The organism is Streptomyces sp. PL-25 (assembly GCF_058344915.1).
Genome location: NZ_CP136997.1, coordinates 6912375 through 6936064, shown reverse-complemented (window position 1 = coordinate 6936064; position 23690 = coordinate 6912375). Strand labels below are relative to the sequence as shown.

At 74.1% G+C, this 23690-nt stretch carries 22 protein-coding genes; 11 read left to right on the top strand and 11 right to left on the bottom strand.

Annotated features, from left to right (window positions below):
- Positions 1-23: 23 nt before the first annotated feature.
- Positions 24-461 (bottom strand): hypothetical protein, encoded by a 438-nt coding sequence (locus R4Z62_RS30610; protein ID WP_491521489.1) that lies wholly within the window; start codon positions 459-461, stop codon positions 24-26.
- Between the two features lie 179 nt (positions 462-640).
- The gene (locus tag R4Z62_RS30605) at positions 641-1423 is read right to left on the bottom strand and encodes a helix-turn-helix transcriptional regulator (RefSeq protein ID WP_491521488.1); all 783 of its coding nucleotides are present in this window, start codon (positions 1421-1423) and stop codon (positions 641-643) included.
- A gap of 87 nt (positions 1424-1510) precedes the next feature.
- On the opposite strand from R4Z62_RS30605, the gene R4Z62_RS30600 reads away from it, so the two are divergent.
- Complete coding sequence (locus tag R4Z62_RS30600; protein ID WP_491521487.1) at positions 1511-1927, top strand: cupin domain-containing protein; 417 nt, start codon at positions 1511-1513, stop codon at positions 1925-1927.
- 142 nt (positions 1928-2069) lie between these two features.
- Positions 2070-2543, top strand: coding sequence for a type II toxin-antitoxin system PemK/MazF family toxin (locus tag R4Z62_RS30595; protein WP_491521486.1), 474 nt, complete (start codon positions 2070-2072; stop codon positions 2541-2543).
- Positions 2544-2589: 46 nt separating this feature from the next.
- Here the strand turns inward: R4Z62_RS30595 and R4Z62_RS30590 are convergent, their stop codons facing one another.
- Positions 2590-3396, bottom strand: coding sequence for a TIGR02452 family protein (locus R4Z62_RS30590; RefSeq protein WP_491521485.1), 807 nt, complete (start codon positions 3394-3396; stop codon positions 2590-2592).
- Between the two features lie 365 nt (positions 3397-3761).
- Between R4Z62_RS30590 and egtA the strand changes: the two genes are divergently transcribed.
- The 4 genes from egtA to egtD are packed head-to-tail and all read left to right on the top strand — an operon-like array spanning position 3762 to position 8192.
- Entirely contained in the window at positions 3762-5066 is a 1305-nt protein-coding gene (gene egtA, locus R4Z62_RS30585) for an ergothioneine biosynthesis glutamate--cysteine ligase EgtA (protein WP_491521484.1), read from the top strand.
- On the top strand, positions 5063-6424 hold the full coding sequence (gene egtB / locus R4Z62_RS30580; RefSeq protein ID WP_355478444.1) for an ergothioneine biosynthesis protein EgtB: 1362 nt from the start codon (positions 5063-5065) through the stop codon (positions 6422-6424). The genes egtA and egtB overlap by 4 nt, the downstream gene beginning before the upstream one ends.
- Positions 6424-7233 carry an ergothioneine biosynthesis protein EgtC gene (egtC, locus tag R4Z62_RS30575; RefSeq protein ID WP_491521483.1) on the top strand — a complete coding sequence of 270 codons (810 nt, stop codon included), beginning with the start codon at positions 6424-6426 and terminating at the stop codon, positions 7231-7233. The genes egtB and egtC overlap by 1 nt, the downstream gene beginning before the upstream one ends.
- Positions 7230-8192: an L-histidine N(alpha)-methyltransferase gene (gene egtD / locus R4Z62_RS30570; RefSeq protein ID WP_064536584.1), complete on the top strand. Its 963-nt coding sequence runs from the start codon at positions 7230-7232 to the stop codon at positions 8190-8192. Before egtC ends, egtD begins: the two co-directional genes overlap by 4 nt.
- 312 nt (positions 8193-8504) lie before the next feature.
- Here egtD and R4Z62_RS30565 read toward each other — a convergent pair whose 3' ends face one another.
- On the bottom strand, positions 8505-9764 hold the full coding sequence (locus R4Z62_RS30565; RefSeq protein ID WP_491521482.1) for an extracellular solute-binding protein: 1260 nt from the start codon (positions 9762-9764) through the stop codon (positions 8505-8507).
- 265 nt (positions 9765-10029) lie between these two features.
- Between R4Z62_RS30565 and R4Z62_RS30560 the strand changes: the two genes are divergently transcribed.
- The gene (locus R4Z62_RS30560; RefSeq protein ID WP_026252576.1) at positions 10030-10245 is read left to right on the top strand and encodes a dodecin; all 216 of its coding nucleotides are present in this window, start codon (positions 10030-10032) and stop codon (positions 10243-10245) included.
- Between the two features lie 40 nt (positions 10246-10285).
- Here the strand turns inward: R4Z62_RS30560 and R4Z62_RS30555 are convergent, their stop codons facing one another.
- Complete coding sequence (locus tag R4Z62_RS30555; protein WP_491521481.1) at positions 10286-10777, bottom strand: phosphatase domain-containing protein; 492 nt, start codon at positions 10775-10777, stop codon at positions 10286-10288.
- A 71-nt stretch (positions 10778-10848) separates the two neighbouring features.
- Here R4Z62_RS30555 and R4Z62_RS30550 point away from each other — a divergent pair, with 71 nt between their 5' ends.
- Positions 10849-11082, top strand: a complete 234-nt coding sequence (locus R4Z62_RS30550; RefSeq protein WP_064536578.1) for a hypothetical protein — start codon at positions 10849-10851, stop codon at positions 11080-11082.
- A gap of 64 nt (positions 11083-11146) precedes the next feature.
- A complete protein-coding gene (locus R4Z62_RS30545; protein ID WP_382852199.1) occupies positions 11147-12190 on the top strand; it encodes an MsnO8 family LLM class oxidoreductase in 1044 nt (347 codons plus the stop codon).
- A gap of 83 nt (positions 12191-12273) precedes the next feature.
- Here the strand turns inward: R4Z62_RS30545 and R4Z62_RS30540 are convergent, their stop codons facing one another.
- A complete protein-coding gene (locus R4Z62_RS30540) occupies positions 12274-13818 on the bottom strand; it encodes an FMN-binding glutamate synthase family protein (protein WP_491521480.1) in 1545 nt (514 codons plus the stop codon).
- A 288-nt stretch (positions 13819-14106) separates the two neighbouring features.
- Here R4Z62_RS30540 and R4Z62_RS30535 point away from each other — a divergent pair, with 288 nt between their 5' ends.
- Together R4Z62_RS30535 and R4Z62_RS30530 are read left to right on the top strand one after the other, a co-directional pair.
- A complete protein-coding gene (locus tag R4Z62_RS30535; RefSeq protein ID WP_491521479.1) occupies positions 14107-16479 on the top strand; it encodes an ATP-binding cassette domain-containing protein in 2373 nt (790 codons plus the stop codon).
- 86 nt (positions 16480-16565) lie between these two features.
- Positions 16566-18362 carry an NlpC/P60 family protein gene (locus R4Z62_RS30530; RefSeq protein ID WP_385489050.1) on the top strand — a complete coding sequence of 599 codons (1797 nt, stop codon included), beginning with the start codon at positions 16566-16568 and terminating at the stop codon, positions 18360-18362.
- A gap of 49 nt (positions 18363-18411) precedes the next feature.
- Here R4Z62_RS30530 and R4Z62_RS30525 read toward each other — a convergent pair whose 3' ends face one another.
- From R4Z62_RS30525 to R4Z62_RS30505, 5 genes are all read right to left on the bottom strand, one after another.
- Positions 18412-19233 (bottom strand): lysophospholipid acyltransferase family protein, encoded by an 822-nt coding sequence (locus R4Z62_RS30525; protein ID WP_385489053.1) that lies wholly within the window; start codon positions 19231-19233, stop codon positions 18412-18414.
- The gene (locus tag R4Z62_RS30520; RefSeq protein WP_385489056.1) at positions 19230-20009 is read right to left on the bottom strand and encodes a GNAT family N-acetyltransferase; all 780 of its coding nucleotides are present in this window, start codon (positions 20007-20009) and stop codon (positions 19230-19232) included. Before R4Z62_RS30520 ends, R4Z62_RS30525 begins: the two co-directional genes overlap by 4 nt.
- A gap of 241 nt (positions 20010-20250) precedes the next feature.
- On the bottom strand, positions 20251-21000 hold the full coding sequence (locus R4Z62_RS30515) for a succinate dehydrogenase/fumarate reductase iron-sulfur subunit (RefSeq protein WP_064536565.1): 750 nt from the start codon (positions 20998-21000) through the stop codon (positions 20251-20253).
- A complete protein-coding gene (locus R4Z62_RS30510; RefSeq protein ID WP_385489060.1) occupies positions 20997-22946 on the bottom strand; it encodes a fumarate reductase/succinate dehydrogenase flavoprotein subunit in 1950 nt (649 codons plus the stop codon). The genes R4Z62_RS30515 and R4Z62_RS30510 overlap by 4 nt, the downstream gene beginning before the upstream one ends.
- A 1-nt stretch (position 22947) precedes the next feature.
- Positions 22948-23619, bottom strand: a complete 672-nt coding sequence (locus R4Z62_RS30505) for a succinate dehydrogenase (RefSeq protein WP_355478427.1) — start codon at positions 23617-23619, stop codon at positions 22948-22950.
- Positions 23620-23690 lie beyond the last annotated feature (71 nt).

Below are 23690 nucleotides of genomic sequence, written 5' to 3'. Positions count from 1 at the left end.
GAGGCGTCCGGGCGCCGCGCCCCTCACGCCGTCAGCAGCGTGATCCCCAGGGCGATCAGGACGGCCACCTTGACGATCTCCAGGGCCACATAGACCAGGTGGTCGTGCGAGCGCGGGCCGTCCACCGGCTCGTCACCGGACAGGACGCGGTCGGATCTGCGGTTCAACCGGGGCCGGACGAGGAGCAGTTGCACCAGGAGGAGCACCGCGACGGCCGCGGTCAGCGCGATCACCGGCGCGGGGGCGCCGCCCGCGGCGACCGCGGCGATCACCACGGCCGCCGCGACGGCCTCCACCAGGTTCAGCGCCCGGAAGACCAGGCGGCCGATGCCCAGGCCGACGGGGATCGTCACTCCGGGGGCGCGGAACTTCAGGGGCGCCTCCAGGAAGGAGATGCCCAGCACCATGCCGAGCCAGACGAAGGTGACCGCGCTCGCCGTGGCGGCCGACGTGGAGGCCATGAAGGTGTCGCCTTTCCGCCCGGGGCACGGGCCGTGGTCGGCTCGCCGCCCGAGCAGGAGCGGACAGCCTCTTCCCGCCAGGATCCCGGTCCGGATCCGGGCCTGTTCGCATCATTCGGCGCACGTCACTCGACGCACACCACTCGACGCACGTCGTCGGCACACGTCATCGGCACACGTCATTCGGCGGCCGCCGCTCCGGCCGGAGCGGCGGCCAGGTGAGCCAGGCAGGATTCCGCGGTGGCGAACGGCTCCAGACCGCTCGCGGTGAGCGGCGCGCCCAGCTCCGCCAACGCGCCCTGCATCAGGCCGAGATGGAGCGGGCACACCAATTCCCCGTACTCCTCGGCCAGTTCGAGGAACGGGCAGTGCCGCAGCCGGATCCGTCGCGGCGGCCCGTCCCCGCCGCCGCCCTCGGACACCGGGTCGAACCCGAGGTCACCGAGCAGCGCGACCAGCCGGTCCGCCGACTCGGCGGCGGTGGGCGACGGACCGGACGGCGTCGGCGTCGGCGTCGGCAGGGGCAGTGGCAGTGATTCCGCCCGGGGAACGGCCTGCGGCTGCGACCGCGATGGCGGCTGCGCGAGGGAGCGGCCCCAGGCGCGGCCCGTGCGCACGGCGGCGTCCCGGGCGCCGGGGCCGCGGGAGGCCAGCTCGGCGAGCAGCATCCGGGCCAGCAGGTGGTACCCGCGGACACCGGCGCGGTCCATGCCCGGCCGGGGGGCGTACACCGTGCGGGGGCGGCCGGGTCCGGGGCGGCGGCCCGCGCGCCGGGGCTCCTCCGTGCGCCGTTCGACGCGCCCTTCGGCCACCAGTGCGTCGAGGTGGAACCGGACCGTGTTGGGGTGCACGCCGGTCCGCTCGGCGGTCTCCGCGACACCCAGCGGACCGGCTGCCGAACGCAGCACGTCCAGCACGTCACGCCGCCGCGGGTTTCCCTGGGTCGCAGCCACGCCGGTCACCCCTTTCCACCTGCGGTGATTTTTCACGAGTCCGACATGGAATAATCGTAGGCGATGTGCCGCAGACACAAGGAAGAGGGGTGCGCCATGGTGTCGTCCGCCGCGCGGGACGCCGGTCCGGACGGAGCCGGGGAGCCGCAGCCGAGCCTCCTGTGCGACGCCCGGACGCTGGCCGGGGACCCTCCGGTGCCGGCCGGGGTGCTGTGGAAACTGGCGGAGAGCGGCCGCCAGCTCGACGCCAACCTCGTACGGCTCGCGCCGGGCGGGCGCGTCGCCCCGCACGCCGAACCGGACCTGGACGTCCTGGTGTACGTGGTCTCCGGCGCGGGGACCCTCGGCGCGGGCCAGCGGGACGAGCCCCTCGCGCTGGCCGAGGGCGCGACGGTCTGGCTGCCGCACGGCTCCACGCGCAGCATCGGCGCGGGGCCGGACGGCCTCGTCTACCTCACCGTGCACGGGCGCCGTCCCGGGATGCGGATTCGGTCGCACCGGGACAACTCCTGACGTCTCCTGACGATCCGTCAGCGACACCACCCCGAACTCCCCGGCCTCCTCGGCCTTCGTCCGCCGCGCGCGCCCGCGAGGTCCGCGGCGCCTTCCGGCGGCCGGTGGGGGACGCGTCCCGCGGCCCCACTAGGGTGCCCGCGTGACTGCTTTCACCCATGAGACCGACGAGACCGGCGGCCCCCGCGACGATGTCCCCGGCCGCCACGGCGCCGCCGCCACCACGGAGGCCGACCCGCGCGAGGTCGGCCGGGTGCGCACCGAGTACGCGCCCGCGCACGACGGCGATCCCGACCCCGGGGAGATCGTCTGGACCTGGGTCCCCTTCGAGGAGAACGACGGGCGGGGCAAGGACCGTCCGGTGCTCGTGGTGGCCCGGGAGGCGGCGGGGACGCTCCTCGCGGTGCAGTTGTCCAGCAAGGCGCACGACGGCGAGCGCGAGTGGGTGGCGATCGGGAACGGGCCGTGGGACCGCACCGGGCGCGACTCCTGGGTCGCCGTCGACCGGGTGCTGCGGCTGCACGAGGACGGCATGCGGCGGGAGGCGTGCGCACTGGACCGGGCGCGGTTCGACACGGTGGTGCGGCGGCTGCGCGAGCGGTACGGCTGGAGCTGACCCCGGGGACGGCGCCCCGCGTCCCGCGCGGGGGCGGACCCTCCGGTCAGGCGAACGTCCGTGCGAACGCCTCGCGCACGACGGTCCCCGGTGTGCGGTCCAGGACGCCGAACACCACGTGCTCGAAGGCGTCCGCGAACTGTCCGCCGGGCGCCAGCAGGGCCCGGAAGGCGGCCGCCACCTGCGCGGGGTCGTTGCGGAACACCCCGCACCCCCAGGCGCCGAGGACCAGCCGCCGGTAGCCGTGCGCGGCGGCGGTCTCCAGTACGCGTCCGGCGCGGACGGCCAGGGCCTTCGGCAGCAGGGCGGCGCGCTCGGGTGCGTCCCGCAGGACCACTCCGGCGTTCGGCGCGGCCGCGGTCAGGAAACCGGCGGTGAAGGGTTCGTCCAGCAGCCGTCCGCGGTCGTCGCGGAAGACGGGCACGGCCGGTGAGTGGATCACCCGGTCGGAGTAGAACGGATCCCGGTGCGCCCGGTGGTGCTCGTAGAACCTCCTGGCCCCGAGCAGACACGTGTGCAGCGCGGAGGCGCGGCACAGGGCCTCCTCCTGGGCCTGCGCGCCGTTGAGGTAGCCGCCGCCGGGATTGCGCGCCGAGGCGAAGTTCAGCACGGCCACCGGGCCGGCGAGGCGCCGGGCGGCGGCCAGGCTGCTCTCGCCCGTGACCTCGACGGTCGTCGCGACCGGTGTCCAGGCGGGCACGGGCACCGGCTCGGGGCCGTACACACGTGTGCCGGCGCGGGCGGCCTCGATGTCCGCCGCCAGCGGGACCGGGAGCCCGTCGGCGCGGCGATAGGAACCGGCCATGACGATCTGCTCGGTCTGCTGCGCGACACCGCGCAGACGCGCGCTCATGGCGTCACCCCCGTGCACGCCATGACCGCGCCCGGCGCGGCGCCCCCCGTTGCCCTCATGCACGCATCGTGGGCGACGCCGGGACCTCCGCGCAACGGAGTTTCCGCCACCGCGACGCCGCGAGAGGGCACTCGGCACCCGTCCGGCGCCGGGCCGCCCGAGCGCCTCCCCGGCACCGCCGACGGGCCGCGGTCGCGGCGTGACGCCGCGGGAAACATCGCGGAAACGGAGATTCCGGGGCACGATTGTCCCGTTCTGCACCCTTGTGCGAATCGGTCGCAGGGTTTTGGGTGGGACGGTGCGTCTCCGTCCCGGACCACCCGTCCCGGGCCGGTGGCATGGTGGAATCTCAGGAGGATCCCGACATGTCCGATTCGGCAAGTGGCTGTACGGAGCCCCGTACAGCCGTCACCGAGGCCGAGGTCGAGGCTCTGGTCAGTGGCATCTGCTTCAAGACCGGACCGCCCCGCACCCTCGGCGTCGAAGTGGAATGGCTCGTCCACGAGCTGCGCGCGCCGCGGCTCCCCGTCACACCCGAACGTCTCGAAGCGGCCTACGCCGCCCTGCGGACCGTGCCCCTGGGGTCGGCGCTCACCGTCGAGCCCGGCGGACAGCTGGAACTCAGCTCGCCGCCCGCCGCCTCCCTGACGGAGTGCGTCCGCACCGTCTCCGCCGACCTCGACCGCGTCCGCGCCGTACTGGCCGACGACGGCCTGTGCCTGGTCGGGCTCGGCCACGATCCCTGGCACACCCCGCGCAGGTTCCTGCGCGAGCCGCGCTACGACGCCCTGGAGACCTGCCTGGACCGGGGCGGCCCGGCCGGCCGGCACATGATGTGCACCTCCGCCTCCGTGCAGGTGAGCGTGGACGCGGGGCACGAGGAGCCGGGCCCGCTCGGCCATGTGCGGCGCTGGTGGCTCGCCCACCATCTGGGCGCCGTCCTGGTGGCCGTCTTCGCCAACTCCCCGCTGATCGGCCGGCGGCCCACCGGCTGGCTCTCCACCCGGCAGTTGCTGTGGACCGAGATCGGTCCGGGCCGGGCGGGCGCTCCCCCGCTGGACGGCACGCCTCGCACCACCTGGGCCCGGCACGTCCTGGACGCACCGGTGATGTGCGTACGGCGCTCCGACGGGCCGTGGCACGTGCCCGAGGACGTGACCTTCCGGGACTGGATACGCTCCGGCCTGCCGAGACCGCCGACCCGGGAGGATCTCGACTACCACCTGACCACGCTGTTCCCGCCGGTCCGCCCGCGCGGCCATCTGGAACTGCGCATGATCGACGCGCAGCCCGGCGACGACGGGTGGATCGTGCCGCTCGCGGTGACGGCGGCGCTCTTCGACGACCCGGAGGCCGCGGAGACCGCGTACCGGGCCGTGAAACCGCTCGCCGAGCGGGCCGGTACGCGGCCCGCGCCGCACAATCCGCTCTGGACGGCGGCGGCCCGCACCGCGCTGGCCGACCCGGAGCTGCACGAGGCGGCCGTCACCTGCTTCGAGGCCGCGCTCGCGGCCCTGCCCCGGCTCGGCGCCACCGCCGACGTCACCGGCGCCGTCGCCGCGTATCTGGACCGCTACGTCCGCGCGGGCCGCTGCCCCGCCGAGGATCTGCTCGACCGAGCGGGCGCCGGTGAGCACCGCCGCGCCCACGGGAAGGACAGCCGCACATGACCGACCCCGCGCTCGACACCGCGACCGGCCCGGCGACCGGCGCAGAGACCGACAGCGAGGCGCTGCGCGCCCGTGCGCTGGCCTCCCTGCGCACCGCCCGGGACCGCACCACGCTGCTGACCAGCTGTGTGGAGGAGCCCGACCTGACCGCCCAGCACTCGCCGCTGATGTCCCCGCTGGTGTGGGACCTCGCGCACATCGGCAACCAGGAGGAGCTGTGGCTGCTGCGCGCGGTCGGCGGCCGGGAGGCGATGCGCCCCGAGATCGACAGCCTCTACGACGCCTTCGAGCACCCGCGCTCCGAACGCCCCTCGCTGCCGCTGCTCGCGCCCGCCGAGGCGCGCGCCTACGCGTCGGAGGTGCGCTCGCGGGTGCTGGACGTGCTGGAGTCCACCGCGCTGCACGGCTCCCGGCTGACCGAGGCGGGCTTCGCCTTCGGCATGGTCGCGCAGCATGAACAGCAGCACGACGAGACGATGCTGATCACCCATCAGCTCCGCTCGGGGCCGCGGGCGCTGACCGCGCCCGACCCCGATCCGGTCCCGCCGTTCACCGGGCCCGCCGAAGTCCTGGTTCCCGGCGGCCCGTTCACCATGGGCACCTCCACCGAGCCGTGGGCGCTGGACAACGAACGGCCCGCGCACGTACGGGAGGTGGCGCCGTTCTGGATCGACACCACCCCGGTGACCAACGCCGCCTACCGGGCGTTCCTCGACGACGGCGGGTACGAGGACCCGCGCTGGTGGGCGCCGGACGGCTGGAGCCACATCCGGCGGCACGGCATCACCGCGCCGCTGTTCTGGCGCCACGACGCCGGGCAGTGGCTGCGGCGGCACTTCGGCACCACCGAGGCCGTACCGCCCGACGAGCCGGTGCTGCACGTCTCCTGGTACGAGGCCGACGCCTACGCCCGCTGGGCCGGGCGGCGGCTGCCCACCGAGACCGAGTGGGAGAAGGCGGCCCGGCACGACCCGGCGACCGGCCGCTCGGCCCGCTATCCGTGGGGCGACGCGGATCCGGCGCCCGAGCACGCCAACCTGGGCCAGCGGCACCTGCGTCCGGCCCCGGCGGGCAGCTATCCGGCCGGCGCCTCCCCGCTGGGCGTACGGCAGCTCATCGGCGACGTGTGGGAGTGGACGGCGAGCGACTTCCTGCCCTACCCCGGGTTCGCCGCGTTCCCGTACAAGGAGTACTCGGAGGTGTTCTTCGGCCCGGAGTACAAGGTGCTGCGCGGCGGCTCGTTCGCCGTGGACGCGGTGGCCTGCCGGGGCACGTTCCGCAACTGGGACTATCCGGTCAGGCGGCAGATCTTCGCCGGGTTCCGCACCGCCCGCTCCGCCGCTCCCGGAGCGCTCTGATGTGCCGCCACCTGGCCTTCCTCGGGCCCGACGAGCCGCTGGGCCGGCTCCTGACGGAGCCGCCGCACAGCCTGTACCGCCAGTCGTGGGCGCCCCGGCAGCAGCGGTACGGCACGGTCAACGCCGACGGCTTCGGGGTCGGCTGGTACGCCGCCGGCGACCCCGTGCCCGCCCGCTACCGCCGGGCCGGACCGATCTGGGCCGACCTGTCCTTCGCCGATCTGGCCCGGGTGGTGCGCTCCGGTGCGCTGCTCGCCGCGGTGCGGGACGCGACCATGGCGGGCGCGGACGCGGAGGCCGCGGCGGCGCCGTTCGCCGCCGACCGCTGGCTGTTCAGCCACAACGGCGCCGTGACCGGCTGGCCGGGCTCCCTCGCGGCGACCGCCCGTACCCTGCCCGCCGAGGACCTGCTGAGCCTTCAGGCGCGCAGCGACTCCGCGCTGCTGTGGGCGCTGGTGCTGGCCCGGCTGCGGGCCGGGGACACCGCTCCCCAGGCGCTCGCCGACACCGTGCTGGAGGTCGCGGCGGCGGCCCCCGGCTCCCGGCTCAACCTGCTGCTCACCGACGGACGTACGGTCACGGCGACCGCCTGGGGCGACACCCTGTGGTTCCTCGCCGACCAGGGCCGCCGCGCGGTGGCGGTCGCCTCCGAGCCGTACGACGACGATCCGCGCTGGCACCGGGTGCCCGACCGCACCCTGCTCACCGCGACCCGCCAGGACGTCCTGCTGACCCCGCTGAAGGACCTCAGCCGCAAGGATCCCGCCGGGGATCCGGCGTCCGCACCCGCAGAGGAGCCCCGCACGTGAGCCCGTTCCACCTCACCCGCACCCTGCCCGAGGACGCCATGGCCGCCGCGCTGCGCGCCGACGTCCGCCACGGCCTGACCAGCGACCCGAAGGCGCTGCCGCCCAAGTGGTTCTACGACGCGCACGGCAGCGACCTGTTCGAGCAGATCACCCGGCTCCCCGAGTACTACCCGACCCGGGCCGAGCGGGAGATCCTGGCGGGCCGGGCGGCCGAGATCGCCGCGGTCCTGCCCGCCCGCACCCTGATCGAACTGGGCTCCGGCTCCTCGGAGAAGACCCGCCATCTGCTGGACGCCCTGCCCTCTCTGCACAGTTACGTCCCCGTCGACGTGAGCGAGAGCGCGCTGCGCCAGGCCGGGCAGGCGCTCACCGCCGAACGCCCCGGCCTGACCGTGCACGCCCTGCTCGCCGACTTCACCGCCGGACTCACCCTGCCCGGCACACCGGGCCCCAGGCTGCTGGCGTTCCTCGGCGGCACCATCGGCAATCTGCTGCCCGCCGAACGCGCGGCGTTCCTCGCCGGGGTACGCGCCCTGCTCTCCCCCGGCGACGCGCTGCTGCTCGGCACGGACCTGGTCAAGGACGAGCGGGTCCTGGTGCGGGCGTACGACGACGACGCCGGGGTGACCGCCGCGTTCAACAAGAACGTCCTGGCCGTCGTCGACCGCGAACTAGGCGCCGACTTCGACCCGGACGCCTTCGACCACGTGGCCCTGTGGAACCCGGACGACGAGTGGATCGAGATGCGGCTGCGCTCCCGCACGGCGCAGACCGTGAAGGTGCCCGCCCTCGACCTCGCCGTCGACTTCGCCGCGGGCGAGGAGCTGCGCACCGAGGTCTCGGCGAAGTTCCGCCGCGAGGGCGTCACCGCGGAACTGGACGCCGCCGGACTGGACCTGGTCCGGTGGTGGACGGACGACGAGGGCCGCTTCGCGCTGTCGCTGAGCGTGGCGCGCTGAGCGGCGCCGCGGCTCGGTGCGTGCGGCGCGGGGGCGCCCGTCGCCTCGGGGCGAGCCGTCGGCCTGAACGGACGGCCCGGACGGGGCGCGGCCGGGGAACAGCCGGGTGACAGGAGCCGGGAGGTCCGGGAGGTGCGCGGTCCGCGCGAGGCGGCCGGCCTCAGCGGCCGGGAAGCCGTCCGGGCCGGGCGGCCGTGTCTCCCAGCCCGGACGCGGGCTGGGCCACCGGTCCGGGGCCCGGCCGCCGGTGCGGCGGCGGGTGCGGTCGGCCCGCGTCCGGGCCGGGCCACCGGCCCGGCCCCCGGGCCCTCGTCAGCCCAGGCTCGGCTTCAGTTGTTCGGTGATGCGCTGTGAGGCGTGGCGTGCCTCGGTCTTCGGGTCGGCGCCGTTGAGCACCTTGGTCATGTACTGCTTGATCGGGTTGTCGGCCTCGACGGCGGCCCACTGCGCCGTGCTGGGGGTGGCGCGGCCGTGCGCGGCACCGGCCGCCATGGCCGCGACACCCGGTTCACCGGCGACCGCGGAGGCGAGCGTCGTCTTGTTGGGGACGTAGTTCATCGTGCGGGCCAGTTCGGTGTCCCACTTGGCGCCGGTGAGGGCGGCGACCACCGCGACGGCGGCGTCGCGGTCGCCGGTGTTGCGCGGCACGATGAGGTCGGAGCCGCCGGTGAACACGGAGCCGGGCCGGTCGGCCGACTTCCCCGGGACCGGGAAGAAGCCCAGCTTGTCCTTGAGCGCGGGGTTCTTCTGCACGATGGCCTGGGCGACGCCCGGCACGGCCACGATCTGCGCCACCTTGCCCTTGGCGAACACACCGGCCTGCGGGGGGTGTTCCTCGTCGGCACCGACCGGTCCTTCGCCCAGCGCCTGGAGCCGCCGGTAGAAGTCCATGCCGCGCAGGGCGGCCCGGCTGTCCAGGGCGCCCTGCCAGAGGTTGGCGTTCTCCTTGGCCAGCTCGCCGCCCTCGTCCCAGATGAAGCCGGAGAGCGTGTACCAGTCCTGGCCGGCCAGGTAGATGCCCTGGTTGCCGCCCTTGTCGAGCTTCTCGGTGGCGCTCAGCCACTCGTCCCGGGTGCGCGGCGGGCTGTCGATGCCGGCCTCCTCGAACAGGTCCTTGCGGTAGACGACGACCCGGTTGGCGGCGTACCAGGGGATGCCGTACTGGGCGGAGTTGTCCTGCCCCGGCTCGGCCAGGCCCGGCACCCAGTCCTGCATGCCCCAGTCCCGCATGGACTCCAGTGTCAGGTTGGTCAGCCGGCCGCCCTCGACGTACTGGGCGACCTGGGTGTTGCCGACCTCGATGACGTCGGGTCCGTCCTTCGCGCCGCCGGAGAGGGCTTCCTGGACCTTGGGGCCGATGCCGGTCCATTCCTGGATGCGGATGTCGAGGCGGAGGTCCTTGTGGGTGTGCTCGAAGTCCTCAGTGAAGCGGTGCAGGAAGTCCTGCGAGGCGCTGTCCTTCATGAGCCAGACGGTGACGGTCTGCCGTCCGCCCGTACCGCCGGACAGTGGTCCGCAGGCGCTGACCAGCGCGGCGGACACACAGACGAGGGCGAGGAGTCGACGTCTCACGAGCGGGTTCCAGTTCTGTCAGGTGCACAGGGAAGGTCCCGATGTGGGGGTCGAGCAGCGGGCTCGTACGGGCGTGCTGGGATTTTGGTATGGACCAATACGGAGGTCAAGTGTCCGTCCGGTCACAATCCGCACATCTCGCGCGTGAGCCCCGTATGCGGCACCGTGGAGTGACGGGTGACACATGCCTCACGAGGTGTCACCCACCGCGACGACCCCGTCGTCCGGCGCCGTCGGCGCCGCCCGCGAGAGGAGCAACCCCGCCATGAGCGACCATGTGTACCGGGTCACCGAGATCGTCGGCAGTTCGCACCAGGGCGTCGACGACGCCGTCCGCAACGCCGTCGCCCGCGCCTCGCAGACCGTGCGCAATCTGGACTGGTTCGAGGTGACGCAGGTCAGGGGCCAGATCGAGAACGGGCGGATCGAGCACTACCAGGTGGGTCTGAAGCTCGGTTTCCGCATCGAGGACGCCGGCTGAGGACAGCTCCCACCGGCCGCGTGCGACGGGCCGCCGGGTCTCAGGTGCGCCCCTCCCGCTCCTGCGCGTCCGCCAGGTCGGCCGACGGGGCCGTCCAGCGGGCGCGCAGCACCCGGAACCCCGCCCGTTCGGCGTCCAGGCACACCAGTTCGTCGTCGTCCACGAGCACCCGGATCTCCCGGTCGCGGGCGAGCCGGCGCAGGACGTCCAGCTTGGTGGCGCGGGCGGGCCTGCGATCGGCGTCGCGCCGCAGGTGGATCCGCCCGGCCGGCAGTCCGTGCGCCTCCAGCCAGTCGAGCGTGTCCCGGCGGCAGCGCTCGGGCCGCCCGGTGAGGTAGACGACCTCGCACTCCCGCGCGCTGTCGCGGGCCAGCCGCACCCCCTCGGCGAGCGGCGGGTCCTGGGGCGCGGCGGCGAAGAACGCGTCCCAGTCGCGCGGCCTGCGCTCCAGGAAGCGCTGCCGGTGCGCCGTGTCGGCGAGGGTGTTGTCCAGGTCGAACACCGCGAGGGGCCGCTTGCTGCTGTCCGTCACGCGTCCACCCTAGACGGACCGGACGGGCCCGTCCGGATGCGGGGCGCGGCACCACGTCCGATGCTGGGTACATGCCCGGAGCGCTGCCCGTGACCGTGTACCCGCCCTCCCCCACCGGCGGGCGCCGGGTCCGTGTGAACGGCGAGATCCTCGGTCTCGCCTACGACACCGCGGACGTCGCCGAGTTCCTGCGCCGCGCCGGGCTCGACGTCGACCCCGTGGAGGTGACGGTCTCCCCGCTCATCGAGTGGCGCGGGGTCGGACCGGAGTACTGGGGCCCGGAGCCCGGCGCCGGGCCCGGCTGAGCGGGGATCCGGGACGCGGGGGCGCGAGCGGGAATCCCGGACGCCACGGCGCGTTGAAAGCGATGTGAGTTCTCTGATCGCGGCCACCCGCTTCTCCGTCCTCGACCGCTCCCGAACCCGCGAGGGCCGCCCGGCCGGCGAGGCGCTGCGGGACACCGTCTCCCTGGCGCGGGAGGCGGAGCGGCTCGGCTACCACCGGTTCTGGGTGTCGGAGCACCACGGCGTGCCCGGGGTCGCCGGGTCGGCGCCGACCGTGCTGGCCGCCGCCGTGGCCGCCGCGACGCGCACCGTCCGCGTGGGCACGGGCGGGGTGATGCTGCCCAACCACCGCCCGCTGGTCGTGGCCGAGCAGTTCGGGGTGCTGGAGTCGCTGTTCCCCGGGCGCATCGACATGGGCCTGGGCCGCTCGGTGGGCTTCACCGACGGCGTACGCCGCGCCCTGGGCCACGGCAAGGGCGACGCGGAGGACTTCGCGGCGCAGCTCGCCGAGCTGCTCGGCTGGTTCGAGGGCACCTCGCCGACCGGGGCGCACGCCCGGCCCGCCGAGGGGCTGCGGGTGCCGCCGTTCGTGCTGGCCATGGGCGAGGGCGCGGTGATCGCCGCCCGCGCGGGCCTGCCCATGGTCGTCGGTGATCTGCGCGACCGCGAGAAGATGCTGCGCGGCGTCGAGCGCTACCGGTCGGCCTTCCGTCCCTCGCCGTGGGCGGCCGAGCCGTACGTCGTGATCTCGGGCACGGTCGCGGTGGCCGGCACCGAGGTGGAGGCCCGCCGTCTGCTCATGTCCGAGGCATGGGCCATGGCCCACGCGCGCACCCGCGGCACCTTCCCGCCGCTGGCCCCGGCCGAGCACGTCGACGCCCTGCCGATGACCGCGAAGGAGCGCGGCCTCTACGAGTCCGGTCTGTCCGGCCAGCTCGCCGGGACCGCCGACCAGGTCGCGGACGCGCTGGAGGCGGTGCTGCGGGAGACGGCCGCCCAGGAGGTGCTGGTCACCACCAGCTCGTACGACCGGACGGCGCTGGTCGGCTCCTACCGGCGGCTGGCGGAGATCTTCACCGGCCGTGACGGGGCGGCGGCGCGCCCCGGAGTCCGGTCCGCCACCCCCTGACGGCCCGTCATCCCCTGATGGGCCGCCATCTCCTGGCTGACTGACCGCCATCTTCTGACGAGCCGCCATCTCCTGACGGGCCGTCAGACGATCGGCTCCTGCCCGGCGGCCGGGCCGGTGGCCAGCAGTGCGGTGATCTCGTCGGCGAGACGCGGGCCCAGCTCGCCCCAGCCGTCCTTGTAGCCGTAGACACCGGCCAGCGTGCGGGCCTCGTAGTCGCCGTTCAGGATCTCGATGTCGCCGGGGGTGATGAGTGCCGGGTGGGCGACACCGACGGCCGACGAGAGCTTCATCAGTTCCTTGCGCAGCTGGCGCAGGTAGACACCGGCCCGGTTGGCCTTGGAGGCGGGGTCGATGCCGCGGGCCAGCCACGGGTTCTGGGTGGCGATGCCGGTGGGGCACTTGTCGGTGTGGCACTTCTGCGCCTGGATGCAGCCGATCGACAGCATCGCCTCACGGGCCACGTTGACCATGTCGACGCCCAGGGCGAAGGCGACCGCGGCGTTCTCGGGCAGGCCGAGTTTGCCGGACCCGATGAAGGTCAGGTCGTCGGTCAGTCCCTGCTCCGCGAAGGTGCCGTAGACCCGGGAGAAGCCCATGCGGAAGGGCAGCGACACCGAGTCGGCGAAGGTCAGCGGCGCCGCCCCGGTGCCGCCCTCGCCGCCGTCGACGGTCACGAAGTCGACACCGCGGTCACCGCGCGCCATCAGCGCGGCCAGTTCCTCCCAGAAGCCCAGTTCGCCCACCGCGCTCTTGACGCCGACCGGCAGCCCGGTCTCGGCGGCGATCAGTTCGACGAAGTCGAGCATCGAGTCGACGTCGCCGAAGGCGGTGTGCCGCGACGGGGAGGCGCAGTCCCTGCCGACCGGGATGCCGCGGATCTCGGCGATCTCCGGGGTCACCTTCGCGCCCGGCAGCATCCCGCCGAGACCGGGCTTGGCGCCCTGGGAGAGCTTGATCTCGATGGCCTTGACCGGGGCGCTCGCGACCACCTGCTTGAGCTTGTCGAGGTTGAAGGTGCCGTCCTCGTCGCGGCAGCCGAAGTAGGCGGTGCCGATCTGCAGGACGAGATCGCCGCCCCTGCGGTGGTACGGCGACAGGCCGCCCTCGCCCGTGTTGTGCATCGCGCCCGCGAGCGCCGCCCCTTCGTTCAGCGCCGTGATCGCCGCACCGGAGAGCGAGCCGAAACTCATCGCCGAGATGTTCACCACGCTCGCCGGCCGGAACGCCCTGGCGCGCCCGCGCGGGCCGCCCAGCACCTTGGCCGAGGGCAGCGCCGACTGCGGGTCGTGCAGGTCGGGCAGCGGCCCGGCGAACGTGCGCTGCTTCAGGTACGCGTGGCCCTGCATGTGTTCCACGTCGTTGTCGGTGCCGAACCCGAAGTAGTTGTTCTCCTCCTTCGACGACGCGTAGATCCAGGTGCGCTGGTCGCGGCTGAAGGGGCGCTCCTCGTCGTTGGAGGTCACGATGTACTGCCGCAGCTCCGGCCCGATCGTCTCCAGCAGGTACCGGGCGTGGCCGACCACCGGGAAGTTGCGGAGCAGTGCGTGCTTCTTCTGGACGAGGTCACGGGCGGCGACCGCCGCCAGTGCCGTCGCGGTGGCCGCGACGATGGTCCGGGCGCGCATGGACGTTCCTCTCGGTGCTCGACTCCGTCGCCGGGCGACGGGCGTCGTCGTGTCGTGTCGGGCGTCGCACGGCGGGCACGACGAGGTGGGCGTCGGCGTCCGTCGGAGAACGCGGAATGATATTAGAGGTCCGCACGGACGGGCATGCGGCCAGGGCCGCGGTCCGGACGTTCGCCCTGGTGACGGCGGTGCGCCGACAGGACCGACGCCCGATGGGGCGACTCTGGGGTTTTTACGTAGGATCCTGTGGTTTGCCCGCCGTCGTCCCTCTCTGTCTGGAGCCGTGCCATGCCGACCCCTCACGACCAGTACGTCCGTGTCCGCGGGGCCCGCGAGCACAATCTCCGCGGGGTCGACGTCGATGTGCCGCGGGACGCGCTGGCCGTGTTCACGGGGGTGTCGGGCTCGGGGAAGTCGTCGCTGGCGTTCGGCACGGTCTACGCGGAGGCGCAGCGGCGCTACTTCGAGTCGGTGGCGCCGTACGCGCGCCGGCTGATCCACCAGGTGGGGGCGCCGAAGGTCGGGGAGATCAGCGGGCTGCCGCCGGCCGTCTCGCTCCAGCAGCGGCGGGCGGCGCCGACCTCCCGGTCCTCGGTGGGCACCCTGACGAACCTGTCCAACTCGCTGCGGATGCTGTTCTCCCGGGCCGGTGACTACCCGCCGGGCGCCGAGCGCCTCGACTCGGACGCCTTCTCGCCGAACACGGCGGCCGGGGCCTGCCCGGAGTGCCACGGCCTCGGGCGGGTGCACCGGACGACCGAGGAACTGCTCGTCCCCGACCCCTCGCTCTCGGTGCGCGAGGGCGCGATCGCCGCCTGGCCGGGCGCCTGGCAGGGCAAGAACCTGCGGGACATCCTCGCCGCGCTCGGCGTCGACGTGGACCTGCCCTGGCGCGAACTGCCCGCCGAGCGGCGCGCGTGGATCCTGTTCACGGACGAGCAGCCGGTGGTGACGGTGCACCCGGTGCGGGACGCGGACCGCATCCAACGGCCTTATCAGGGCACGTACATGAGCGCCCGCCGGTATGTGATGAAGACGTTCGCCGAGTCGAAGAGCCCGGCGCTGCGCGCGAAGGCCGAGCGGTTCCTGGCCTCCGCGCCCTGCCCGCTGTGCGGCGGGGGCAGGCTGCGGCCCGAGGCACTGGCCGTCACCGTCGCGGGCCGTACCATCGCCGAACTGGCGGCGCTGCCGCTGACCGAGCTGGCCGGCCTGCCCGACGGGGCCACCGAGGCCGCCCGGGTCCTGACCGGCGACCTGCGCTCGCGGATCGCGCCGATCGTCGAACTGGGCCTCGGCTACCTCTCCCTGGACCGGTCCACGCCCACCCTGTCGACGGGCGAACTCCAGCGCCTGCGGCTTGCCACGCAGTTGCGGTCGGGCCTGTTCGGGGTGGTGTACGTCCTGGACGAGCCGTCGGCCGGGCTGCACCCGGCCGACACCGAGGCCCTGCTCACGGTGTTGCGGCGGCTCAGGGACGCGGGGAACTCCCTGTTCGTGGTGGAGCACCACATGGACGTGGTGCGCGCGGCGGACTGGGTGGTGGACGTCGGCCCGCTGGCCGGGGAGCACGGGGGCCGGGTGCTGCACAGCGGGCCGGTGGAGGGGCTGGCGCGGGTGCCCGGGTCGGCCACGGCGCGGTTCCTGTTCGGCCGCGCCGCCGCGCCCGCGCGCCCGGCGCGGCAGCCGCGCGGGGAGGTGACGGTCGGCCCGGTCACCCGGCACAACCTGCGCGGGGTGACGGCCCGTTTCCCGCTGGGCGCCTTCACCGCGGTCACGGGGGTCTCCGGGTCCGGCAAGTCCACGCTGATCGGTGAGATCACCGAGGAACTGCCGGGCGTGGGGCGGCTGGTGTCGGTGGACCAGCGCCCGATCGGGCGCACCCCGCGCTCCAACCTGGCCACCTACACCGGGCTGTTCGACGTCGTGCGCAAGGTGTTCGCGGACACCGACGCGGCACGCGAACTCGGCTACGGCGTGGGCCGGTTCTCGTTCAACGTGGCCGGGGGCCGGTGCGAGACCTGCCAGGGCGAGGGGTTCGTGAGCGTGGAACTGCTCTTCCTGCCCAGTACGTACGCCCCCTGCCCGGACTGCGGCGGCGCCCGCTACAACCCCGGGACGCTGCGCGTGACGTACCGGGGGCGCAGCATCGCTGAGGTGCTGGACCTGACGGTGGAGAGCGCGGCGGAGTTCTTCGCCGACGTCCCGGCCGCCGCGCGCAGCCTGGACACGCTGCTCGACGTGGGGCTCGGCTATCTGCGTCTGGGCCAGCCCGCCACCGAGCTGTCGGGCGGCGAGGCCCAGCGCATCAAGCTCGCGAGCGAACTCCAGCGCGGCCGCCGGGGCCACACCCTCTATCTCCTGGACGAGCCGACGACGGGGCTGCACCCGGCCGATGTCGAGGTCCTGATGCGGCAGTTGCACGGTCTGGTCGACGCCGGGCACACGGTGGTCGTCGTCGAGCACGACATGTCCGTCGTCGCGGACGCCGACCATGTGGTGGACATGGGGCCCGGCGGCGGGGACGCGGGCGGCCGGATCGTGGCGGCGGGGACCCCGGCGGAGGTGGCGCGGGCGCGGGGCAGCGCCACGGCGCCGTATCTGGCCCGCGCCCTCGAACGCGTCCGGCCCGGCGGCACGGAGGAGGACGGCGGGCGGGACTGAGCGTCCGGGCAGCGCTCCCGCCGCCGCCCGGAGCCGGGGACCTCCGGCCGGGCGGGGCGCGGCGGACGTACGGGATCATGGTGTGCATGACACACACGTCCCGTCGCGGCCTGCTCGCCGCAATCGCCGCCTCCGCCGCGGCCGTCCCGCTCGGCACCGCGACCGCCGCCCCGGCGCGCGCCGCGACCACGGCCGACGGCGCGGGTGCCCCGGGCGCCGGTGCCGCCGCGTCCGGCGCCACCGTGGATCCGCTGCCCGGAGCGGGCGCCGCCCGCTCCGCGGTGACCCTGCCGCCCCTGGACGCCTCCTACTTCAGCCAGGTCGCCCTGACCGCGCCGCTCACCGCCACGGTGCTCCCCGGCACCCCCGCCCGCACCGAGGTCACCTCGGGCGGCAGCCGGGTCGCGCTGCTCACCCACGGCGCCCGAACCGTCCTGGTGGCGGGCCCGCGCAGGACGTTCACGGAGAACAAGCGGCCCTTCACCGACGACTTCGGCCGCACCCTGCCGGACACCACGCTGCCGGCCGCGCAGCGGAAGTACTGGGGGGCCTCGCCGGGCGGCGGCAGCTGGTCCACGCTCGGCCCCGCCGCCACGGACTACTCGGTGCGGCCAGGCACCGGCGTGATCGCGTTGACCACCGACTACGCCAGCCGCCACGCCAGCCTGCGCGACGACGAGATCACCGACGTCGACGTGCGCTCCGTGGCACGCTTCGACAAGGCGCCCGCCGGCGCGGCCTGTTCGTACGCGCTGTCCTTCGGCTACCAGGACACCCACAACAACTACCGGGCCCGGCTGTCCTTCCTGACCACGGGCGCGGTGCAGCTGCGCCTGGAGAAGGAGGTCGCCGACACGGTCACCCAGCTCGCCTCCCCCGTCGCGCTGGCCACCGCCGACCCCGTCGGCGCCGAGTGGACGATCCGGGTGCGCCGCGAGGGCACGCGGATCAGGGCCAAGGCGTGGCGCGGCGACACGGCGGAGCCGTCCGCGTGGGCCGTGGACGTCACCGACGGCACGTTCGGCAAGGGCCGGGTGGGGCTGCGCGCGCTGGCCGACAGGGGCTGCACCGTCCTCCCGGTCAGGCTGCTGGTGAGCCGCTTCCAGGTGGACGCGGCGAACTGGGCCGCCCCGCCGAGCGTCACCCACGGCGACTGGGTGCGGGTGCTGCCCGAGCCCTTCGACGGCACCTGGACGGCGGAGCTGGAGCGGACCGTGCGCGGCTGGGCCGGATCCACCGCGCCCGACGTGCTCGCCCACGCCGCGATGTTCCTCGCCGGGGCGCCCGCGGTCACCGCCGGGGACGGCCCCGCGCAGGGCAGGCAGGTGCTGGGCGAGGCCGGTTACGGCTATCTCGACCCGCACGGCTACCGCTACGAGGGCGCCGACTTCCACGAGTACATGGGCATCGGCTGGACCTTCCCCGACGGCGCCCGCACCGGCCCGTCGGGCAAGCAGGCCGGAAACCTGGACTGCTCGGGCTACACGCGCATGGTCTACGGCTACCACATGGGCGTACCGATGGCCGCGGGCGCGGACACCTCCGGGGAGCGGATACCGCGCACGTCCCGTGACATGGCCGACCACACGCCCGGTGTGCTCGTCGACCGCACCGACGGCACCGCGCCACCGGCGGCGGACCGGCTCCAGCCCGGCGACCTCGTGCTGTTCGACGCCGACTCGGGCGACGACGACCCCGACCGGCAGATCGTGACGGTCGACCACGTCGGCATCCACCTGGGCACGGACGCCACCGGCGGGCGCCGCTTCCTGTCCAGCCGCAAGACGGTGAACGGGCCCACCATGTCCGACCTCGGCGGCGCCTCGCTGCTGGACGGGACGGGCACGTACGCCACGTCCCTGCACACCGTGCGCCGTATCTGACACGAGCGGGCGCACCGCCGGGGCTCCGGCGGACCGGTCCCCGGCGGTGCTACGCGCGCACGGCGGCGCGTGCGGGCAGCGGCCGGGCCGGACCGCCGCTCCGGCCGCCGTGCTGGGCGGCGGCGGCCAGGGCGCGGCGGTCGCGGCAGGTGCCCGGCGGCAGGGCGGGCCGCACGTCGACGCGGGCGGACAGGCCGCGGGCCGAGGCGACCCGCCACAGCGACGCGAGCAGGCTGTCGTCGCCGACGAAGGCGGCGGCGGTTCCGGCCGCTCCGCCGCCCGCCCGGTAGTCGATCCGGACCGGCTGGACCGCCACCCGCGCGTCCAGGGCGGCCTGGAAGACGGCCCGGTGGAAGCGGCCCTGCTCCCGTCCGCACCAGGTGCTGCCCTCGGGGAAGGCGGCGACGGCGGTGCCCGCGCGCAGCGCGTCCGCGATCCGGCCGACCGTGCCGGGCAGGGCACGCAGCCGGTCCCGTTCGATGAACAGGGCGCCACCGCTGGCCGCGAGCCGGCCGGCCAGCGGCCAGCGGCGGATCTCCCGTTTGGCGAGCATCCTGGCCGGGCGCACCGCGGCCAGCAGCGGCACGTCGAGCCACGAGACATGGTTGGCCACCAGCAGCAGCCCGCCGGTGGGCGCGGCGGCCCCGTTGATCTCGACGCGGACCCCGGCGGCCCGGACGAGCGCCCGGCACCAGCGCCGGATCCAGTGCGCGGGCAGGCGCGGGCCGAGCGGGGACAGCGCGATCCCGGCCAGCAGCAGCGCCGCCAGCGCGGTGAGCCGCAGCACGGCCAGCGGGGCACGGACCGCCGGGGCGGCCCCGCTCAGACAGGTGCCCGGGGTGCAGGGCGCGGCCGGCAGCCAGGCGCTCACCGGACGGCCGGGGCGAGGGAGAGGAAGTGCCGCAGATAGCGCGGGTCGACGCGGCGCATGGACAGCAGCACGTACAGGTCGGCGACGCCGAAGTCGGGGTCGTGGGCGGGTTCGCCGCACACCCAGGCGCCCAGGCGGAGGTAGCCGCGCAGCAGGGCGGGCAGTTCGGCGCGGGCGGGCGCCGGGGCGGCGTTCGCGGGCAGCCAGGGCAGCAGCGGGCGCACCCGGTACTCGGCCGGTGCCAGGTGCTTGGCGCGCACCCGGTCCCAGGTGCGGGCCGCCTGCGCGCCGCCGTCGGCGAGCGGCAGCGAGCAGCAGCCGGCGAGCCACTCCTGGCCGTGGTCGACCATGTAGCGGGCTATGCCGGCCCAGATGAGGCCGATCACGGTGCCGTCGCGGTGGTCGGGGTGGACGCAGGAGCGGCCCACCTCGACGAGCGAGGGGCGGATCGGGCCGAGGGCCGTCAGGTCGAACTCGCCCTCGGAGTAGAGGCGTCCGGCGACCGCGGCCCGCTCGGGCGGCAGCAGCCGGTAGGTGCCGACGACCTGCCCGGTGGCGGTGTCGCGCACGAGGAGGTGGTCGCAGTAGGCGTCGAAGGCGTCGATGTCGTGCCCCGGTTCGGGGGTGGCGAGCAGGGCGCCCATCTCCCCGGCGAAGACGTCGTGGCGCAGCCGCTGCGCGGCGCGCACATCGGCCTCGTCGCTGGCGAGGGCTACGGTGTAGCGGGCGGGTGCCGAGGACTGCGGGGGCCGTGCGAGTGCGGTACCACCGGACATGGCTCTCTCCTGGTCACGGGCGGATCACGGGCCGGTACGGACAGGGAAGCGGGAAGGGCGCTCGCGGACCGGCGGTGCGGTCCGTCGTTCCTGTTCTTCCGGTGCCGGCTGTCCGGTGCGTGACCGGTGCCAGGAGAGGGGGTGTGCGGTTGTTGAATGCCCGGGTGCGAGGCGGGGCCGGGGATGAGCACCACTCCCGGCCCCGTCCGTCCGCCCCCTCGGCGAACGTCTTGTGGGCGGCCTACCGCTTGCCCGCCCTGCGGGTGGCCCGCAGCCACTCCTTGTTCATGCTGGTGATCGACACCAGGGGGATGCCCTTGGGGCAGGCGGTGGCGCACTCGCCGGTGAGGGTGCAGCCGCCGAACCCCTCCTCGTCCATCTGCGCGACCATGTCCAGGACCCGGCTCTCGCGTTCGGGGGCGCCCTGCGGCAGCACGTTGAGGTGGTTGACCTTGGCCGAGGTGAACAGCATCGCCGCGCCGTTGGGGCAGGCGGCCACGCAGGCGCCGCAGCCGATGCACTCGGCGTGCTCGAAGGCGAAGTCGGCGTCCGGCTTCGGTACGGGTGTGGCGTGGGCCTCGGGGGCGGCGCCGGTGGGGGCGGTGATGTAGCCGCCGGCCTGGATGATCCGGTCGAAGGCCGAGCGGTCCACCACGAGGTCCTTGACCACCGGGAAGGCGGCGGCCCGCCAGGGTTCGACGTCGATGGTGTCGCCGTCGCGGAAGGAGCGCATGTGCAGCTGGCAGGCGGTGGTGCGCTCGGGGCCGTGCGCGTCGCCGTTGATGACGAGGCTGCACGCGCCGCAGATGCCCTCGCGGCAGTCGTGGTCGAAGGCGACGGGGTCCTCACCGGCGAGGATGAGCTGTTCGTTGAGGATGTCCAGCATCTCCAGGAAGGACATGTCGGACGAGACGTCGTCCAGCTCGTAGGTGGACATGGCGCCCTCGGCGGCGGCGTTCCGCTGCCGCCAGACGCGCAGGGTGAGCTTCATGCGTAGCTCCGCTGGGTGGGGTGGACGTACTCGAAGACCAGGTCTTCCTTGTGCAGGACGGGGGCCTCGCCGGTGCCGGTGAACTCCCAGGCCGCCGCGTAGCCGAACTCCTCGTCCCGGCGGGCGGCCTCGCCGTCGGGGGTCTGGGACTCCTCGCGGAAGTGGCCGCCGCAGGACTCGGCGCGGTGCAGGGCGTCGAGGCACATCAGCTCGGCCAGTTCCAGGTAGTCGACGATGCGGTTGGCCTTCTCCAGGGACTGGTTGAACTCCTCGCCGGTGCCGGGCACCTTGATGCGCCGCCAGAACTCGTCGCGGATCTGCGGGATGCGCTCCAGCGCCTTGCGCAGCCCGGCGTCGCTGCGGGCCATGCCGCACAGCTCCCACATGAGTTCGCCGAGTTCGCGGTGGAAGGAGTCGGGGGTGCGGTCGCCGTCCACGGCGAGGAGCAGATGGAGCCGGTCCTCGGTCTCGGCCAGCGCCTCCTGGACGACGGGGTGGTCGTCGGTGACCGGGGCCTGGTGCGGGTGGCGGGCCAGGTAGTCGTTGATGGTGGCCGGCAGGACGAAGTAGCCGTCGGCCAGGCCCTGCATCAGCGCGGAGGCGCCGAGGCGGTTGGCGCCGTGGTCGGAGAAGTTGGCCTCGCCGATCGCGAACAGGCCGGGCACCGTGGTCTGGAGGTCGTAGTCGACCCAGAGGCCGCCCATCGTGTAGTGCACGGCGGGGTAGATCCGCATCGGCACCTCGTACGGGTTCTCTGCGGTGATCCGCTCGTACATGTCGAAGAGGTTGCCGTACTTCTCCTCAACCCCGCCGCGGCCCAGGCGCCGGACGGCGTCGGCGAAGTCGAGGTAGACGCCCTGTCCGCCGGGGCCCACTCCCCTGCCCTCGTCGCAGACGTTCTTGGCGGCGCGGGAGGCGATGTCGCGGGGCACGAGGTTGCCGAAGGAGGGGTAGATGCGCTCCAGGTAGTAGTCGCGCTCGTCCTCGGGGATCTCGTTCGGCGGGCGGTCGTCGCCCTTGGCCTTCGGCACCCAGATGCGGCCGTCGTTGCGCAGCGACTCGCTCATCAGGGTCAGCTTGGACTGGTGGTCGCCGGTGCGCGGGATGCAGGTGGGGTGGATCTGGGTGAAGCAGGGGTTGGCGAAGTAGGCGCCGCGCCGGTGCGCCCGCCAGACGGCGGTCGCGTTGGAGTTCATGGCGTTGGTCGACAGGTAGAAGACGTTGCCGTAGCCGCCGGAGGCGAGGACGACGGCGTCCGCGAAGTAGGTGTCGATCTTCCCCGTGATCAGGTCGCGGGCCACGATGCCGCGGGCGCGGCCGTCGACGACGATCAGGTCCAGCATCTCCGTGCGCGGGTGCATCTCGACGTTCCCGGCGGCGATCTGCCGCGACAGCGCCTGGTAGGCGCCGAGCAGGAGCTGCTGCCCGGTCTGGCCGCGGGCGTAGAAGGTGCGGGAGACCTGGACGCCGCCGAAGGAGCGGGTGTCGAGCAGGCCGCCGTACTCGCGGGCGAAGGGGACGCCCTGGGCCACGCACTGGTCGATGATCTCGACGGAGATCTGGGCGAGCCGGTGGACGTTGGACTCGCGGGAGCGGAAGTCGCCGCCCTTGACGGTGTCGTAGAACAGGCGGTGCACCGAGTCACCGTCGTTGCGGTAGTTCTTCGCGGCGTTGATGCCGCCCTGCGCGGCGATGGAGTGGGCCCGGCGCGGGGAGTCCTGGTAGCAGAACTGCACGACGCGGTAGCCCTGTTCGGCGAGGGTGGCCCCGGCCGAGCCGCCCGCGAGGCCGGTGCCGACGACGATGACCGTCTGTCCGCGCCGGTTGGCCGGGTTGACCAGCCTGGCCTCGAAGCGCCGGGTGTCCCAGCGCTGTTCGACCGGCCCGGAGGGGGCCTTGGTGTCGGCGACCGGTTCACCGGTCGTGTAGTCGGCGTAGGCGGTCATGTCAGCTCACCACTCCGGTCATCACGCCCACCGGTACGGCGATGAAACCGGCCGTGAGCAGTACTGCGAGGACGTCTGCGACGGTCTTCAGGGCGCGGTCGCGGGCCCGGCTGCCGACGCCGAGGGTCTGGGCGGCGCTCCAGAAGCCGTGCCGGATGTGCAGGCCGAGCGCCAGCATGGCGACGATGTAGATCACGTTGCCGTACCAGGTGGAGAAGGTGTCCACGACGTTCTGGTACGGGTGGCCCTCCTGGAAGCCGCCGGAGTGCACGGTCCCGGTGGTCAGGTCCAGCAGGTGCCAGACGATGAACAGGCCGAGGATGATCCCGCCCCAGCGCATGGTGCGGGTGGCGTAGCTCGCGCGGGGCCTGGCGTGCACGTACTTGGCCGGGCGCGCCCGGATGTCGCGGCGGCTGAGCTGGTACGCGGAGACGGCGTGCGCGACCACCGCGACGACCAGCACGACCCGGATCAGCCAGAGCGTCCACTCGTAGTGCATGAACGGCTCGCCCACGGTGCGCAGCCAGTGCGCGTAGTGGTTGAACTCGCCCGCGCCGAAGTAGATCTTCAGATTCCCGATCATGTGGGCGACCAGGTACAGCAGCATGATCAGGCCGCTGACCGCCATCACGGCCTTCTTCCCGACGGTCGACCGCCACACGGTGCGTGCCATGGACGGCCGTCGGTCCGTCCGCGTTGCCAGAGCCATGGGACCGACGCTAGGCCCGCCGGGGGTCATCGGTC